Origin of the sequence: Microcystis sp. 49638_E5, from assembly GCF_021300285.1 — a bacterium.
GTDB lineage: Bacteria > Cyanobacteriota > Cyanobacteriia > Cyanobacteriales > Microcystaceae > Microcystis > Microcystis aeruginosa_C.
This window is the reverse complement of sequence record NZ_JAJTDH010000027.1, coordinates 1-16,424: the sequence shown is the minus strand read 5'-3', so window position 1 is coordinate 16,424 and position 16,424 is coordinate 1. Positions and strand designations below refer to the sequence as shown.

Genomic DNA, 16,424 nt, shown 5'->3' with positions numbered 1-16,424 from the left:
ACTTTTTCGGTAAATCCTAGTTCTATAGTCTAGTACAAAATAATGTTACAGTTCTTGACAAGACTACTAGAGAGGGGGGGTGTCAGTGATAGGATTCCCTAAAACCCCTTTTCTTTATTTTTGTAGAGAGAACAAAATCCTATGACAGAACTTTCTGGAAAAGCTCCTAAGTTCGGTGGCAGCACGGGCGGTTTACTCGCCAAAGCCGATCTAGAAGAAAAGTACGCCATCACCTGGACAAGCAGCAAAGAACAAGTCTTTGAAATGCCCACCGGTGGCGCCGCTATCATGAACGAAGGCGAAAATCTCCTCTATTTGGCCCGCAAAGAACACGCGCTCGCTCTTGGTACCCAATTCCGGACGAAATTTAAGCCCAAAATCGAAGATTACAAAATCTATCGGATTTACCCCAGTGGTGAAGTGCAGTATCTCCACCCCGCTGATGGTGTCTTCCCCGAAAAAGTTAACGCTGGTCGTGAATTTTTCGGCAAAAAAGACCGCAATATCGGCAAAAACCCGGAACCGGCGACAATTAAGTTCTCTGGTGTCACTCCCTACGAAGCATAAATAATCCCTAAAATCGAGAGTGGGGAGTTAGATTTAGAAGCTATTTAGCCCCAAGATTTAACTTCTGACTCTCGATTTCTCTTATAGCAATCGGCAATCAATTGCTAGTTAGGGTTTGCGGCAAAAAGTTTTTCGTGGGGTTAGGAGTCACGAGTCAGTATTCAGGAGATAGGATGGTCACTGCGTGCGCGTTGCGGGGGGTGTTAGGGTGTTAGGGTGTTAGGGTGATGAGACAACTTCCCCACTTCCCCATTCCCCCACTCCCCCACTCCTTGATAATTCATAATTTATAATTCATAATTCATAATTCCTTCCGTTTCCTGAACCATCAAAATATGATCTTCCCCGACTTCGATCGCTTTCGTCAACTCGCTGGTCAAGGTAACTTTATTCCTGTCTATCAAGAATGGATCGCTGACCTAGAAACGCCCGTTTCGGCCTGGTATAAAATTTGTGCCGATCAAGCCTACAATTTTTTATTAGAGTCGGTGGAAGGGGGCGAAACCTTGGGACGCTACAGCTTTTTAGGAGGCGATCCCGTCTGGGTATTAGAAGCGCGGGGAAACACCACTACCCAAACTTTTCGCGATGGTTCTCAAGAGATTTTTTCGGGGGATCCTTTCGAGATTTTAACCCAATGTTTAGCCCCGATCGTACCGGTTAAATTGCCGCAATTACCCGCCGGAATAGGGGGTTTATTTGGTTTTTGGGGTTATGAATTAATTAATTGGATCGAACCGCGAGTGCCTATTTATCCCGCTACCGATGGCGATCTACCGGATGGTATTTGGATGCAGGTGGATAATCTAATTATTTTCGATCAAGTTAAACGGAAAATCTGGGCGATCGCTTATGCCGATATCCGGGGTAAAAATCCCGATTTAGCGGCTGCTTATCAAGCGGCCTGCGATCGAGTGACCCAGTTAGTTCTGAAGTTACGATTACCCCTACCAACTAATGCCAAAACCCTTGAATTATTACCGGTTGGTCACGGGAAAGAATTAGTCTATGAAAGCAATACAACTCAGGAAGAATTCTGTCAAAACGTCCTAAAAGCCAAGGATTACATCAAAGCGGGGGATATTTTTCAGGTGGTTATTTCCCAGCGTTTAAATGCCAATTATCAGGGTCATCCTTTCGATTTATATCGTTCCCTGCGTCTGATTAATCCTTCTCCCTACATGGCTTTTTATAACTTTAAGGATTGGCAGATTATTGGCTCTAGTCCTGAAGTGATGGTTAAGGCAGAACGGGATGAATTAGGTAAAATAAGGGCCACTGTCAGACCAATTGCTGGAACCCGTCGCCGGGGACAAAACTTCAGTGAAGATCAAGCTTTAGCAACGGATTTATTGCAAGATCCCAAAGAAATTGCCGAGCATATTATGTTAGTGGATTTGGGGAGAAATGATCTAGGCCGGGTGTGCGATCGAGGTACGGTCAAAGTGGACGAATTAATGATAATTGAACGTTATTCCCACGTTATGCACATTGTTAGTAATGTGGTCGGGGATTTAGCAACCGATAAAACTGCTTGGGATTTATTAAAAGCTTGTTTTCCGGCGGGAACCGTCAGTGGGGCCCCGAAAATTCGCGCCATGGAAATTATTCATGAATTAGAACCCTGTCGTCGCGGTCCCTATTCAGGGGTTTATGGTTACTACGATTTCGAGGGACAGTTAAATAGTGCCATCACGATTCGCACTATGATTGTTCGTCCCCAGGGTAATCAAAATTATCTGGTTTCTGTGCAAGCGGGAGCAGGGTTAGTCGCTGATTCTGAGCCAGAGAAAGAGTATGAAGAAACCCTCAACAAAGCCAGGGGTTTATTGGAGGCAATTCGCTGTTTAAGTTAGGCTTTTTAGCCTAGGATCTAGTTAAGGGGTTAACTAAGGGGGATAACCTCAAGGTTCCAGCTTATGGCCATAAGTTTAGCGAGGGGTAATAGTTACTAAAACCTGATAGGAGTTTGGTACAGTCGTTGTAGTCGTAAACACGAATAAAACTTGGTTATTATCAAGATTTCTGGGTGAATCGCTGCTATCAGAGGTATATACATCTACTTGATATGGAGGTGTCCAAGAGAAATTAGACAGTAGATCATTCACGTCAATCCTAATGCCATCTCCAGCATCTGCCTGAACAGTGGAACCCATAGCTCCTTTTTGCCGAACAGTCCCCGTACCGTTGGGGGGGCCTATAGTAGCAACAGTACAGGATGCACAATTTCCTTGAATAACTTTAGCTGTAACATTTGCCGGCATGGTAACAATGGGTAGAGTTGGGTTGGTACTCCCTGGGGGGGGTACGAGGCAAAATATTTCACAGGTAGCTCTGGGGGAAACTCTGGTGCTGACAGAGTAGTCAACTTTATCGGTATCTCCAGTAGTCAGATTTACCTCAGCGTTGGCATTCAAAATCACTTGATTACCACCCGCGCGAACACAGGCATAAAAACCGTCCACAACAGGGTTAGGATTGACGGCGATTAGGTTAAAATCCTCAGGACAGATGCCATCAGGAGCCGGTGCTGGTGCTGCTAACCTATCGGTGACGGGGGAACTTATCCAAGTAGCAACATCTGCGGGGGTGATGTAGTTGCCATTAGCGTCCAAGTTCGGACCATAGCGCCACAAGATTCGCGGACCGGTCAAGCTACTTTCAGGGCCTGGGGAGGTGGTATAGTAAACGAGCTGGTTGGGGAGGAACTGACCTGGATTGCTGGGATTAAGAATTTGGAAAGCAAGAACTGCTCGCGCTCCTTCGGGTAGTTTATCCGTCATGATCGCAGCTTCAGAATCAGGGATAATTTTTGCCCGTCTCACTTCATCTGAAACAAACTCTAGAGTACGATTAAGATTATTTTGGATTTCACTATCGGCATTAGCTCGATAGTCACTTCTGAGCAAGTTAATCACACCAATTCCCGCCACCGAGATGACAATCACCATCATGGAACTTGCCAGTAAAACTTCTGTTATCGTGAAACCTGCTTGTCGAACCAACCAGGCGGATTTTTTTGGTAAACGGCCTAGGTAATTGATGTAGCCTAAATAAGAACGCATAGCTTTAACCCGTGCCAATTTCTTTGTTCTGTACTCCCCTAAATATTTGACATTTATTGCAGTCACGCAGATTTTCTTAAACTATCGGTCAGTCAAGTCAAAAGGTGTTTTCGGAAACCACTGAAAATTTACTACTACCTACTGCCTTGACAATTCCCCTAGAAAACTCGCGCTCAAGACTGTCTTGACTTAATCAACTTCACCACTAACTACAGGATAGACCAAGAAAATCTTCTAGATAGTGATTTAGGCGTTGCCAGAGAGTTGATTTTGTTCACAGCTATTAATCGCTTTTGGGAGTAAGTGATTTTACAGGTGAGTTTCGTACACTTGTATTAGTATAATTGTTGACCCTGAAGGAGATAAGAAGGCTCAAGGACTGGTTACAATCAAGGATGAGTAATTTTTCGATCAATGTCATCTAAAAATAATCATGCGTCTCTTACACACCATGCTCCGGGTCAATAACTTGCAGGAATCTCTACAATTTTACTGCGATGTGCTAGGAATGAAGTTATTGCGCCAGAAAGACTATCCCAATGGTCAATTTACTCTCGCTTTCGTCGGTTATGGCGATGAGGCTAATCATGCTGTCATCGAACTGACCTATAATTGGGGAGTCGATCGCTATGAGGTCGGTAATGCTTACGGTCATATTGCCCTAGGCGTGGATGATATCTATAGCACCTGTGAGAAAATTAAAGCTCTTGGTGGCAATGTCACTAGGGAACCAGGCCCGATGAAACACGGTTCTACGGTGATTGCTTTCGTGGAAGATCCTAATGGCTACAAGATCGAGTTAATTCAACTAGGAACCCAGGGGGCTGCCGTGGTTACGGCTTAATCAAAAACCTATGACTGTTGAAATTGAACGGAAGTTTCTGGTTAAAGGGGATCACTGGCGATCGCTGGCTGCGGGCAAGTTGTATCGTCAGGGATATATTCCTACCCAAGATGGATTGACAACTGTGCGAGTTCGTGTAGTTGGAGATCGGGGTTATTTAACCATTAAAGGCAAGACTGAGGGCATTAGTCGTCAGGAATTCGAGTATGCAATTCCCCTAGAAGATGCGGCACTCATGTTAGAAAACCTCTGTAAAAAACCTTTAGTCGAAAAGATTCGTCATCGCATTTCTCTGGATAATTTTACTTGGGAAGTTGATGAATTTTTGGGAGATAATCAAGGACTGATTATGGCTGAAATTGAGTTAGAACAAGAGGAGCAAGTCATTACTATTCCCGATTGGATCGGCGAAGAAGTCACGGGAGATGAGCGATACTACAATATCAATTTACAGAAATTTCCCTATAAAATGTGGTCATTGTAGTATTAATTTCCTACCAGTTTAACTCTGGGTAGATACGGCTTTTTCTGATTCGTTTAGCTTATTCGTTACCCGTCGGAGAACGCCATTAATAAAACGATAACCTTCATCATCAGAATAACGTTTTGCTAATTCGATTGCTTCATTAATCGCTACTTTTTGAGGTATATCGAGATAGAGCATTTCTGCCACGGCAATTTGCAGGATATCCCGATCGATTCTTGGTAAACGATGCAGTTGCCAATCCACTAAAGCGCCGGTTAATTCCTGTTCGATTTCCGCACGACGACGATAGACTGTACCGATTAATTCTAGGGCATATTCCCGCACTTCGTACTGACTAGATAACTGGACAATTTCGGGAAAATCTATCACGGTTCCTAAACGATTAATGGCATTGTGAGTAAGAGAAATTGCTTCTTTTACCATGGTTTGGGCGCTTTTTATATTTGTCGCCTTAGTATCACTAGCGAGAATCCTTTCATTACCACGACTAATTTCAGCAGCGGCAGTTTCTAAGGTTTCTTGAATTTCGACGGTTAAGGTTCTAACTGCGACTAAAATTAAATCGTTTAAAGTTTGCTGTTCCAGGTTTTCAGGATTACCTTTAATCTGACTTAAACTCAAAAGGGCAAGTTCTCGAGCAATGCGGCGGGGTTGTTGACGGGGAGGCATAGAAGTTTAGAAGTAGAGGAAAGAAAATTATACAACTTTATCGATCGCTATTCGGTTGGGTTGATTTTTCTCGGCGATCAATTTTTGACTAACTTCTATTCTAGCATAAAAGCTTCAAAAATATGAATTTTTAACTTTTAATTAGACAAAAGACAATATCTATCTTGAATCTCCCCTAATTTAGTCTCAGCTTCTTCAGCATTAATGGCTAATTGAGCAAACTCTAGAAAGCGTTTTAATTCCTTGCGTAATAAATTCCTTTCTACTTCCCAGGTTTCTCGATCTAAGGTCGGTGGCATAACGATCATATCAAATAAAGTGGCCTGTTTTTTATCGGGATGGGGGCGCAATATTCGCCCGCGACGCTGAATAAATTGTCGAGGATTACCACTACTAGCCAGAATGACTGCGTTTTGAATTGATGGCAGATCTACTCCTTCATCTAAACATCTAATTGCCACTAATCCTTGTAGATAACCCTCCTCAAATTGTTGGCGAATTTTTTCTCGTTCTTCTAGGGAAGTTTCTGCGGTGTAGGTAGCAACTCGATAACCTAATTGATTGCCCAATAAATGAGTAACTGCCTCTACCTGACGACGATAATTAGCAGTATAATTTTCTACATAACCATCCCCACAATAAAATAAAGTATGATCCGTGTCTAAACGCTCTTGCATCAGTTGTTGTAAAGCCTGTAATTTATTACTTGCTGAACCAATTAATCGCGATCTTTGCATTAGCAATGCTGTTAAATTTTCATTACCGTTTAAATTACTATTTTTCTGCAAAGTCCAGCCAATTCTTTGGGTTAATTTTGCGTATAATAAAGCCTCAGCATCGGTTAATTCAACCAAGACTGGATAATAAAAATAATTAACTAAAGCTCCTTTACTAATAGCATCAGCTAGGGTAAATTCTGGTTGTAGAATTTGTCCAAAATATTCAAGAATAGCGTCAGTTCCTTCCTCATCAAAATATCTTTCAGGAGTGGCGGATAAAGCCAATCTTAGACCTAAAGAACGGGGTAATAATTCCTCTAATCGGGGGGAACCTAAATTATGTGCTTCATCACCAACGATTAAAGTTTTATCGGGAAAAAATTTTATTTGTGATTGAAAACCCTCGCTAATAAAAGTTGAGTTAGTAGTTAAAATAGTGACAAATTTTTGATTACCCGCTTGCACATTATATAATTCTGTGGCTAGTTGACTTTGCCATGTATGGACACTTTCGTAGGCTAAAATCGGTTTAAGATTAAATTTTTCCGCTTCTCGTTGCCATTGATTGACTAGGTGACGATAGGGGCAAATTACTAATAATACTTGCAGTTCTATCGCTTGGTAAAGTTCCATGGCAATAGCTAAAGCAGTAATAGTTTTACCGCTGCCGGTGGCCATTTTTAAAGTTCCTCGTCCCCGATTACGAAACCAACTGATAATCGCTGTATTTTGGTAGTCTCTCAATTCCAAATCGGGGGGAATTCTAGGAATACCAGAGGGATTAACTCGATAGAATCCTCGCAATTCAGCCACTTGCTTGAGCTTGCGAGAACTCAGAAAATCTCTAGTTATTTTTTCCCAATCTATCCAGCAACTATTCATAGGACCTCTTGTAAAAATCAAAAATTGTTGTTAGGGTTAGGACACAGGAGACAGGAGACAGGAGAAGGGAGTCAGGAGCAGCGATAAACAATCCATAGCTTGGCAGTTCATCACAGTATTATAAATAGTTTTTGTATAAGCTCAAAAGTAGCAAAAAGCCAAAAATCTAAAAGCTAAAGGTTGCTCCCTATATAATTGGGATGGACTAAAAAGACCATCCCACAGCTATCAAACCACTCTTAACTGTTATCCTAGAAACCTAGGGAATGATTAGGATAATTTACATGGTCGCTACTTCTTCTTTTTGGAGAGTATTTTGCCGAAGTTTTTCTTGATCTTGGCGACGTTTTTTAGCATAAAGTTGGATTGTCACTGCCATTAATACCACTAAAGCTACAATTAACCAAGTGGTCAAATCGAGGGGTAATTGATTCTTAAATACTGCCAAAAGGACAATAACTACCAATAACAGGGTTGGTGCTTCATTTAAGGCCCGAAATTGCTGTCCCGTCCAATTACATTCCCCTTTTTCTAGCTTCTTCATGATGCGACCACAGTAGAAATGATAGAGCAGTAAAAGAGCCACAAAGGATAATTTAATATGTAACCATCCCGATTTTAAAATTTCTGGTTCTGTGGAGATTAAACCGATCGCCATGGCCACGGTGACAATCATCCCAGGTGTGGTAATGATATTGTAGAGTCGCTTCTCCATGATCTCGTATTGCGCTTTCAGAATAGCTTGTGCGGGTTCGGTTTGTGTTGCTGCCTCCGCATGATAGACAAACAAACGTACTAAATAAAATAGTCCCGCAAACCAAACAACTACCCCAATCAGGTGAAATGCTTTAAACCAATAGTAAGCCATAGTCTATATTGTGATGTGAGTCCCGAATTAATTAGTCTAAGAGTTATCCATACTTTCCCAGACTATCCCTATACAAAAGTTTAGACGGAAAATAGGGGTTGGGGGGAGTGGGAATTATGAATTATGAATTATGAATTATGAAGTGGGGTAGTGGGGTAGTGGGGAGTGGACAACCCTAGCTCCTGAATACTGACTCCTAACCCAATGTTGGACAAAGATAAGCAAAAATTATTGATTGAATCCAAAAACTTGAGAATATTTAAATTAACATTCCGCAATATTTACAAATTCTTAAGAATTAATTGAGAAAGATTTTTATTTAACAACGATGTTATGCTAGTTACAGCGATTTTACTGAATTTCATAATGGGTCTTTCTGTGCTTTTTTGGGCAGCAACGGTTGAAACCCTTGCCACACCTAGAAGGTGATCCTAATCAAGACAGGTAAATGAGTCAATTTCACCCACAACGATGATCTTTTTTTTGTGTAGTTTTATTGCAAAAAAAAAGTTTTTTTGACAAAAAGCACAAAGTATGAATTATGAATTATGAATTATGAAGTGGGAAGAATAAATAAAAATAATCTCCTGACGACCGACTCCTTACTCGGAGAATACTGACGACCGATAGCTAATTATCTAAGAGCAGAGGTCGCAGAAAACCGCCATAATTCTCGTCATCTGTACCGATAAAGACTTCTACTTCACCTCTAGGAGATTCTCTAGTAGTCAGCGCTTCCACTTTAGCACCGTCGATTTCTGCAATTTTTTGGGGATTAGGGGCAATAATTAGGCTATTATCGGCTGTAACTTGACCGATACGGTAAACAGCACTTCTAAACACTCCCGCACTATCTGGATCGTCAGCGGAAGCTATGTAGATATTACCTTGCTTATCTACGGCTAAATCGGAGATGAGGCGAATATTTTTACCACTACCAAAAGGACTCCGAAAAGTTACCGACCGAAATTCCCCGAATTTTAAGGGATTGAACGAGATATCCGTCCAGCGAATCTTTGTACTCTCTTGACTATCGGCCCGTTCTGCGTAGATAAATAGATAACGATCGCCTTGCCGACTAACAGCGATCGCCTCTACATTTTCCACCGCGATCGGCCAATTTATTTGCTCAACTATCTTGACTTGTTGCTGGTTGTATGCTGCTAAAAACAGTCTTTGAAAAGGTTTTTTCTCGCCACTTTCAGCCAACAAAAATAAATTAGTTTGAGGAATATGAGTAATACTTTCGAGATCGTTACTCAATCCCTCTGGATTTGGCCAATCTACCCTTAAAACCTGCCATAATAGGGGTTTTTCCTGCGTAGGTAGCTGTAAAAGACTCAGTCTTGGTTGAGATGGATCACTTTTTTTGCCCTTATTTTTGGCATCGTGAACCCCTAGAAAAATATCCGCTTCTACCCAAGCTAAACCACTGAGATCTGGGAGATAAGTCTCCAGTCGTCTCGATTCTTGAGCAAAAGAGACTTGAGCGGCCGAAAAAAAGAAAATTAGCGTTAAAATACCCGAAAAAACTGTTTTTAATCGGCTATTCTTGCTAAAAAATGCTCTATTCTCTAACATCTCTTCCCTAACTCCCAATATCACTGATTAACTCCTCCACCACCCGATTTAAACCGACGGAATGGGAAGCCTTGCATAAAATGCGATCGCCTGAATCGATCACTTCCTTTAAACGATTAATTAAATCTGCGTGAGTTTGAAAACATTCGCAAGCGACCCCAGTAGCCGCCTCAGCAATAAACTTAGCTTCTGGGTCGTCCACCAAGACAAACAAGCGATCTATGCCTAGTTTTTGCACCCTCTCACCCACTTGGCGATGTAATTGCTCCGAAAAAGACCCTAACTCCTTCATCGTGCCTAAAACAGCAATATGACGCTGACCGGGGGTAGCTTTCAGTAAATCCAAGGCCGCTAACATTGATTCTAGACCTGCGTTATAGGTTTCATCGAGGAGTAGGATATCCGGCTCTATTTGGTAACGTTTGGCCCGACCACTGGGTAAATTAACCTTAATTCCCTCTTGCAAAGAAGTCCAATCGATGCCTAAAATTTTCGCTACAGCCAAGGCTGCCATAAAATTTAAAGCATGATGACGACCGGATAAAGGTAAGTTAAAATCTAGTCCATTGACTCGTAAAGTAGTTAAATCCAGTAATTCTCCGACTATATCGCCGCCAGAGAAGCCATAGGTAATTGTTTCCCCCTGCCATACCCGTTTAGCTGTTTCAGTAAGTAAAGGGTGATCGTAGTTAAGAACAGCTATACTACCAGAAGGAGACTCGGCCAATAACTCGCATTTCGCCTCTGCGATCGCCGCTTGCGACCCTAAACGACCGATGTGAGCGGTTCCCACATTAGTAATCACTGCGATGGTCGGTTGGGTGATTTGAGCGAGCAGGGCAATTTCTCCTCGTCCCCGCATTCCCATCTCGATTACGGCACTATCGTGAGTTTCATCCAGTTCGAGGAGAGTTTTCGGCACTCCGATCTCATTGTTATAATTAGCCAGGGTTTTGTGTACCTTTCCCCGGGTTGCTAATAGGGAGGCGATTAATTCTTTAGTGGTGGTTTTCCCCACCGATCCTGTAATAGCAATCACGGGTATAGTAAATTGATTCCGCCACCAATGGCCTAATTGCTGATAGGTTTCTAGGGTATTATGGACTAGGAATACGGGAATATTACTAGAGGAATTTACCGAAACTGGCTGATCGACAATCAAGGTCGCCGCTCCTCTTTTGATAGCCATATCGATAAAATCATGACCATTAAAATTATCACCTTTTAAGGCTAAAAATGCTTGTCCAGGCTCAATACTACGGCTATCAGTATTAATGCCAGAGACTAAACTATCGGGACTAAAACTTATGTCACCCTTATTTTGTAAGGATAATAATTGAGCTAGTTGATTGAGGGATAAATGACAGGGCATAGACAATAAAAATACTTAGGAGTAAATTCCGAATAATCTAAAAGATAGATTGATGTTTAACGGGGACTTAGAGCAGATAAAATCGATGTTTCTTGGCCCTCTCAATCGCACCGGGTGCAATGTAAGGAGGCAACGTGGTCAGTAAGTTTATCGAACTGCTTGCGCCCATAATGTGAGATAGTGAATATTTTTCAGCCAATGTCCGAGAGAGCCAACTCGATGGCGTAGAATGACCCAAAATAGGGACAGCCTAAGAAGGGCGCATCTACTATCTAATCACAATTGACTCCTTTACAGCAGTTAGGGACTTGCGCTTTGATAATGTACCTTTTGGGCGAACGCAGTTCGCCCCTACATTGTGGACAAAATCCGTTACTGTAGGGGCGCAATGCTTGCGCCCTCCGATCGCTCAGGTTTGCTGATCACCCTAAGTAGGGGGAGAGCCTTCGAGGTGTTAGGGACTTGCGCTTTGATAATGTGCCATCTGGCTGGTCTGGTTCTTCTACAGAGCGATTTTCTGGCTGGGATATTATTCCTACGCAAATCCCTTATCTAATCACCTCCGTAGGACTAGAGCAAGGGTTTTGCTCAACAGGTGGGGAGCGAGGATTAAAAAGTTAAGTAATCTCAACTTCTAGGCAATGACACCCCGGAGCTAGGGGATAATTAAACCATCGTCATTTAGGCTGCGTTTATCCGTGAAAATTATCGTTATCGGCAGTGGTGGTCGAGAACACGCCCTGGCTTGGAAACTGCTGCAATCACCCGAAGTTGAACAAGTGTTCTGTATTCCGGGTAATGGGGGAACGGCAATTTTACCTCAATGTGAAAATATCCCCCTAGCAATGGAGGATTTTGCTGAAATTAGCCGTTTTGCCCAGGAAAATAGCGTCGATTTGGTGGTTGTTGGCCCAGAATATCCCCTCTCCCTCGGCATTACCGATCATCTTCTGTCCCAAGAAATTGGCGTTTTTGGTCCCACACAAACCGGGGCCTTAATTGAATCGAGCAAATCCTGGGCCAAAGAATTAATGAGCGAAGCCGGAGTGATCACCGCCGCCTCGGAAACCTTTACCGATGCAGAATTAGCAAAAACTTATATCCGAGAGCAAGGAGCGCCCATCGTGGTGAAAGCCGACGGATTAGCCGCAGGAAAAGGGGTAATTGTCGCCGAAACCGTAGATACAGCCCTAGAAGCGATCGATGATCTTTTTACCAGTGGCTTTACTAAAGTCGTGGTGGAAGAATTCCTAGAGGGGGAAGAAGTGTCCATCCTCACCCTCACCGATGGGATCAGCTTTCGTTCCCTGCTACCCGCCCAAGATCACAAGCGCATCGGTGAAGGCGATACCGGCAAAAATACCGGCGGTATGGGAGTTTATGCCCCCGCACCCATAGCCACCGCCGCCATTATCGAAGCGGTGGACCGAGACATCCTCGCCCCCATCGTCGCCACCCTGCAAAAACGCGGCATTGACTATCGGGGAGTCCTCTATGCGGGTTTAATGATTTCCCCCGCCGGAGAGGCAAAAGTTCTCGAATTTAACTGTCGTTTTGGCGATCCCGAAACCCAAGCGGTTTTACCCCTACTGGAAACTCCCCTCGCACCCCTACTGCTGGCTTGCGCTCAACAAAAATTAACTGACTTCCCCTCTTTACAATGGCGCTCCGGTAGTGCTGTTTGTGTGGTGGCTGCCTCTGCCGGTTATCCCGACCACTACGAAAAAGGCCGGTTAATCACTGGAATTAAGGCCGCTGAAACCGAGGGAGCGATCGTTTTCCACGCCGGCACGGTTTTAAAACACGGCGATATCTTCACCGATGGCGGCCGCGTTTTGGGTGTCACTGCTATGGGGTCTAATTTTAATCAGGCGATCGAACTTGTCTATCAATCGGTGAAAAGGATACACTTTGAGGGCATCTATTATCGTCGCGATATCGGCCACCGGGTACGCGAAAAATAAGGGTCAGTATTGAGGCAGGGGTAAGGGAGAATAGTTAGGGGTTTTGAGGATTAATTTATTAGCCAATTTCCCTTTTTTTCCGCATCTCTGACCGAATCCTCACCTCTTTCTAGGGTAATCCCTGACAAAGGCGAATCCGATTTGTCAAAAAAACAGTAACTATTGATAAAATCATGAAACTGAATCGCCCAACCAAATTGCCATCCCTATGCGAATTTTGCTCTATTCTTATAACTATTATCCCGAACCGATCGGCATCGCTCCCCTGATGACAGAATTAGCGGAAGGATTGGTTAAAAGAGGTCATCAAGTCAGGGTTTTGACGGCTTTTCCTTGGTATCCTAATAGTGAAATCGATCCCGAATACCGAGGAAAAATCTATCTAGAAGAAGAACGAAATGGTGTTAAAATTCAACGTTCCTACGTTTGGGCCCGTCCCCAAAGAAGTTTAAAAAATCGAATTTTCTTTGAATTGAGCTTTGTTTTTTTGAGTTTCTTTCAGGCTCTCAAGGGTGAAAAACCGGATCTAATTTTCTTAACTGTCCCCGGATTACCCGTTTGCGTTCCCGCCGCTTTATTGAGTAAATTATATGGGGTACCGATTATTCTAAATTTACAGGATATTCTGCCCGATGCGGCAGTTCATGTGGGATTATTAACTAATCAGAAAATGATTAAAGTTTTTAGTAGTCTAGAAAAATTTGCCTACAAAACTGCCAGCAAAATCTCAGTTATTGCCGATGGTTTTACCAAAAATCTCCTCACTAAAAATGTGCCGAGTGAGAAAATTATTGAAATTCCTAATTGGGTAGATGTAAGCTTTATTAAACCTCTGCCGAAAAACCATAATTATTTCCGCCAAGAAAATCATCTTGAGGGCAAGTTTGTTGTTTTATATTCTGGCAATATTGCCCTAACCCAACCCTTAGAAACCCTGATTGATGCTGCAGTTCACTTAGTTGACATCCCTGAGATTCAAGTGGTAATTGTTGGTAAAAAAGAGGCCCTTGAGCGCCTAGAAAAGTATCGCCAACAACAGGGGGCCAGTAATGTGCTTTTATTACCCTTTCAACCCCGGGAAAAATTACCAGAAATGTTGGCAGCCGCCGATGTGGGTATGGTGATGCAAAAACATAACGTTATTTCCTTTAATATGCCGTCCAAAATTCAGGTATTATTAGCTAGTGGCCGTGCTATTATTGCTTCTGTTCCCGCCGATGGAACCGCCGCTAGGGCGATCGAGCGCAGTGGTGGTGGTTTGGTGGTTACTCCTGAAGATCCAGAGGCATTAGCTACGGCTATTTTAAAGCTATACAAAAACCCAGATTTAGCAACTATACTAGGAGAAAAGGGACGACAATACGCGGAGGAAAATTATGCCTTTGAAAAGACTTTGGATCAATACGAAAAGCTTTTTTCTCAAGTAGTTAGTTAATAATTAGGGTAAGTAGTTATAATTAAATTGAAGATAGATACCCCCTTAATCCCCCCTTGATAAGGGGGGTATCTGACAATTTTTAATACCTACCTATAGGGAATAGGGGAATTTCAACTAAAACCCTAACACCCTAAAACCCCAACACCTAACCCCTAACTCCCACTTAACTATTTTCATGTTCGATAATTTCTCAAAAAAACTCTCCTGGCAAAGTCTCAAACAAGCGATCGCTTTTGTATTAACAATTATTGCGTTAACTCCAGTGGTTACAGCTTTAATTTCTAGTGTTAATCAGCCCCAAATCCAATCGAATATTCAACTATATCAAACCAATCTCAATCTACAAGCCACGACTCTCAGCACCGATGCTGATCCTAATAGTGAAGAATTTGCTAATCTTAAATTAATTCAAACTTCCCTGATTGGTCAAGACCCCTACAGCACCGCCGAGGAACAGTATTTATCAGCCCAGAAAAGTGCCAAAAAAACAATCACCGAACTAGAAAAATCAGCAGTTAATCCCGAACAAAAAAAATCCCTTGAGCGCGACATCAACTCCTTAAAAGATTTAGAATTGAAATTAAGTCTCATTCAAGCTAGTCAAGGTGACTTGGATTCGGCACGGAAAATCTGGCAAGACATCAAGGAAAAATCAGAATTTGAGAACTATAAACCTGCTATTTTACAAAATGCGCTGCTGTTAGAGGGATTGTACAGTGAACCCCCCGAAATTGCTGCCGATGCTGAAGCGAGAATCGAGCGCAATTTTCAAGGATGGTTTCGTTATACCATTCTGGAAAAATTATATAGTCTCGAAAATCGTCAAGAGGATTTACTCGCTTTAGAGGAAGAACAGAGTGAAGTGGCGGCTAATGCCTTAATTAAACTAATTTTATTGGCTTTTTTGCCTCTTATCGGCGGTTTAATCGGTGTTGTGCTGTTGGTCTTTTTATTAGTGCAGTGGCTGCTCCGCCAACAGCGAGCGCTGCTCTTTTTAGATGATAGTCTCGCTTGGCAAACTAAGTGGGGAGGAGAAACCCTCTGGTGGGGAATAATTATCGGTTTCTTTTTCGTCGGACAAATTGTTTTACCGGTAATTTTCGGGATTTTATCGAGTTTCTTGAGTCTCAATCCCGAACAATTTAACCTAGAAGCTAAAGCAATATACGTTGTAGTTAGTTATTTAGCCTTAACATTGAGCAGTTTATCGGTTTTATACCTAGCAATCAAGCCTTTTCGCCCTTTACCTCCCGATTGGTTTCGTTTTAAACTCTTTAGTCCTTGGTTTCTCTGGGGATTAGCCGGCTATTTTGTCGCTTTACCCCTGGTTATTATCGTTTCTTTGCTCAATCAACTAATTTGGCAAGGACAAGGGGGTAGTAACCCGCTGCTGACTTTAGCCCTAGAATCCCAGAATACCTTCGCTTTGCTCTGTTTTGGCTTTACTGCTTCCCTTGCCGCTCCTTTTTTCGAGGAAATTGTCTTTCGCGGCTTTTTACTAGCTTCTTTGACTCGTTATCTACCCGTCTGGGGTGCGATTACCCTTAGTAGTTTGATTTTCGCCCTTGCTCACCAAAATTTGTCAGAAGTGCTGCCTTTAACCGTCCTAGGTTGTGTTCTTGGCTTTGTTTACACCCGCTCGAAAAATTTATTATCCTCGATGTTGGTTCATAGTCTCTGGAATGGTGGCACCCTGTTAAGTTTATTTTTATTGGGCAGCGGTGCGGGTTAGGTGAGGTCAAAAGTCTCTGGTTTTCGGGGTAGTCTAGAGATGATGACAAATACCGTCTAATTAATTATCAACCTATCTCTGTTGGACAAACCATGACTATCGCTCAAAGCTTACCCCTAGTGGAGTCTCATGTAAACCCTGAGATAATCTTCCCAGAAGGCGAATTTTGGAGTGATGAACCCCCTTTGGAAAGTAACCTACATCTACAACAAATTATTTTATTAATTCAGTGTTTA

The 16,424-nt window shown here is 42.6% G+C and carries 13 protein-coding genes and 1 pseudogene; 8 read left to right on the top strand and 6 right to left on the bottom strand.

Features of this window, described 5'->3' with window-relative positions:
* Positions 1 to 141 precede the first annotated feature (141 nt).
* Together LW728_RS09595 and trpE are read left to right on the top strand one after the other, a co-directional pair.
* Positions 142 to 567 carry a photosystem I reaction center subunit II PsaD gene (locus tag LW728_RS09595; protein ID WP_002740397.1) on the top strand — a complete coding sequence of 142 codons (426 nt, stop codon included), beginning with the start codon at positions 142 to 144 and terminating at the stop codon, positions 565 to 567.
* Positions 568 to 902: 335 nt separating this feature from the next.
* Positions 903 to 2,423 carry an anthranilate synthase component I gene (gene trpE, locus LW728_RS09590; protein ID WP_043997743.1) on the top strand — a complete coding sequence of 507 codons (1,521 nt, stop codon included), beginning with the start codon at positions 903 to 905 and terminating at the stop codon, positions 2,421 to 2,423.
* 75 nt (positions 2,424 to 2,498) lie between these two features.
* Here trpE and LW728_RS09585 read toward each other — a convergent pair whose 3' ends face one another.
* On the bottom strand, positions 2,499 to 3,632 hold the full coding sequence (locus tag LW728_RS09585; protein ID WP_287670796.1) for a PulJ/GspJ family protein: 1,134 nt from the start codon (positions 3,630 to 3,632) through the stop codon (positions 2,499 to 2,501).
* A 433-nt stretch (positions 3,633 to 4,065) separates the two neighbouring features.
* Between LW728_RS09585 and gloA the strand changes: the two genes are divergently transcribed.
* Together gloA and LW728_RS09575 are read left to right on the top strand one after the other, a co-directional pair.
* Complete coding sequence (gloA, locus tag LW728_RS09580) at positions 4,066 to 4,476, top strand: lactoylglutathione lyase (protein ID WP_002801217.1); 411 nt, start codon at positions 4,066 to 4,068, stop codon at positions 4,474 to 4,476.
* 10 nt (positions 4,477 to 4,486) lie between these two features.
* Positions 4,487 to 4,960: a CYTH domain-containing protein gene (locus tag LW728_RS09575; RefSeq protein ID WP_002801218.1), complete on the top strand. Its 474-nt coding sequence runs from the start codon at positions 4,487 to 4,489 to the stop codon at positions 4,958 to 4,960.
* A gap of 18 nt (positions 4,961 to 4,978) precedes the next feature.
* On the opposite strand, the gene nusB is transcribed toward LW728_RS09575, so the two are convergent.
* The 5 genes from nusB to LW728_RS09550 all read right to left on the bottom strand — a co-directional run bounded on the left by nusB (position 4,979) and on the right by LW728_RS09550 (position 11,054).
* On the bottom strand, positions 4,979 to 5,632 hold the full coding sequence (gene nusB / locus LW728_RS09570; RefSeq protein ID WP_002801220.1) for a transcription antitermination factor NusB: 654 nt from the start codon (positions 5,630 to 5,632) through the stop codon (positions 4,979 to 4,981).
* A gap of 137 nt (positions 5,633 to 5,769) precedes the next feature.
* Complete coding sequence (locus LW728_RS09565; protein ID WP_287670792.1) at positions 5,770 to 7,233, bottom strand: DNA phosphorothioation system restriction enzyme; 1,464 nt, start codon at positions 7,231 to 7,233, stop codon at positions 5,770 to 5,772.
* 280 nt (positions 7,234 to 7,513) lie between these two features.
* Positions 7,514 to 8,101 carry a protoporphyrinogen oxidase HemJ gene (gene hemJ, locus LW728_RS09560; protein WP_287670790.1) on the bottom strand — a complete coding sequence of 196 codons (588 nt, stop codon included), beginning with the start codon at positions 8,099 to 8,101 and terminating at the stop codon, positions 7,514 to 7,516.
* 630 nt (positions 8,102 to 8,731) lie between these two features.
* Entirely contained in the window at positions 8,732 to 9,682 is a 951-nt protein-coding gene (locus LW728_RS09555) for an SdiA-regulated/phytase-like domain-containing protein (RefSeq protein WP_287766466.1), read from the bottom strand.
* A 7-nt stretch (positions 9,683 to 9,689) separates the two neighbouring features.
* Entirely contained in the window at positions 9,690 to 11,054 is a 1,365-nt protein-coding gene (locus LW728_RS09550; protein ID WP_287766464.1) for a UDP-N-acetylmuramoyl-tripeptide--D-alanyl-D-alanine ligase, read from the bottom strand.
* A gap of 698 nt (positions 11,055 to 11,752) precedes the next feature.
* Between LW728_RS09550 and purD the strand changes: the two genes are divergently transcribed.
* The 4 genes and pseudogenes from purD to LW728_RS09530 form a co-directional block, all read left to right on the top strand.
* Entirely contained in the window at positions 11,753 to 13,018 is a 1,266-nt protein-coding gene (gene purD / locus LW728_RS09545; protein ID WP_287766461.1) for a phosphoribosylamine--glycine ligase, read from the top strand.
* 208 nt (positions 13,019 to 13,226) lie between these two features.
* Entirely contained in the window at positions 13,227 to 14,453 is a 1,227-nt protein-coding gene (locus LW728_RS09540) for a glycosyltransferase family 4 protein (RefSeq protein ID WP_287670782.1), read from the top strand.
* Positions 14,454 to 14,631: 178 nt separating this feature from the next.
* Entirely contained in the window at positions 14,632 to 16,188 is a 1,557-nt protein-coding gene (locus tag LW728_RS09535) for a type II CAAX endopeptidase family protein (protein WP_287766458.1), read from the top strand.
* A gap of 92 nt (positions 16,189 to 16,280) precedes the next feature.
* Positions 16,281 to 16,424: pseudogene (locus LW728_RS09530) on the top strand (Uma2 family endonuclease); the annotation flags it as partial.

What these genes read in the sequence shown, in the direction of transcription:
- LW728_RS09595 (WP_002740397.1), top strand. Translation starts at nt 142, where the DNA reads ATGACAGAACTTTCTGGAAAAGCTCCTAAGTTCGGTGGCAGCACGGGC.
- trpE (WP_043997743.1), top strand. Translation starts at nt 903, where the DNA reads ATGATCTTCCCCGACTTCGATCGCTTTCGTCAACTCGCTGGTCAAGGT.
- LW728_RS09585 (WP_287670796.1), bottom strand. Translation starts at nt 3,632, where the DNA reads ATGCGTTCTTATTTAGGCTACATCAATTACCTAGGCCGTTTACCAAAA.
- gloA (WP_002801217.1), top strand. Translation starts at nt 4,066, where the DNA reads ATGCGTCTCTTACACACCATGCTCCGGGTCAATAACTTGCAGGAATCT.
- LW728_RS09575 (WP_002801218.1), top strand. Translation starts at nt 4,487, where the DNA reads ATGACTGTTGAAATTGAACGGAAGTTTCTGGTTAAAGGGGATCACTGG.
- nusB (WP_002801220.1), bottom strand. Translation starts at nt 5,632, where the DNA reads ATGCCTCCCCGTCAACAACCCCGCCGCATTGCTCGAGAACTTGCCCTT.
- LW728_RS09565 (WP_287670792.1), bottom strand. Translation starts at nt 7,233, where the DNA reads ATGAATAGTTGCTGGATAGATTGGGAAAAAATAACTAGAGATTTTCTG.
- hemJ (WP_287670790.1), bottom strand. Translation starts at nt 8,101, where the DNA reads ATGGCTTACTATTGGTTTAAAGCATTTCACCTGATTGGGGTAGTTGTT.
- LW728_RS09555 (WP_287766466.1), bottom strand. Translation starts at nt 9,682, where the DNA reads ATGTTAGAGAATAGAGCATTTTTTAGCAAGAATAGCCGATTAAAAACA.
- LW728_RS09550 (WP_287766464.1), bottom strand. Translation starts at nt 11,054, where the DNA reads ATGCCCTGTCATTTATCCCTCAATCAACTAGCTCAATTATTATCCTTA.
- LW728_RS09540 (WP_287670782.1), top strand. Translation starts at nt 13,227, where the DNA reads ATGCGAATTTTGCTCTATTCTTATAACTATTATCCCGAACCGATCGGC.
- LW728_RS09535 (WP_287766458.1), top strand. Translation starts at nt 14,632, where the DNA reads ATGTTCGATAATTTCTCAAAAAAACTCTCCTGGCAAAGTCTCAAACAA.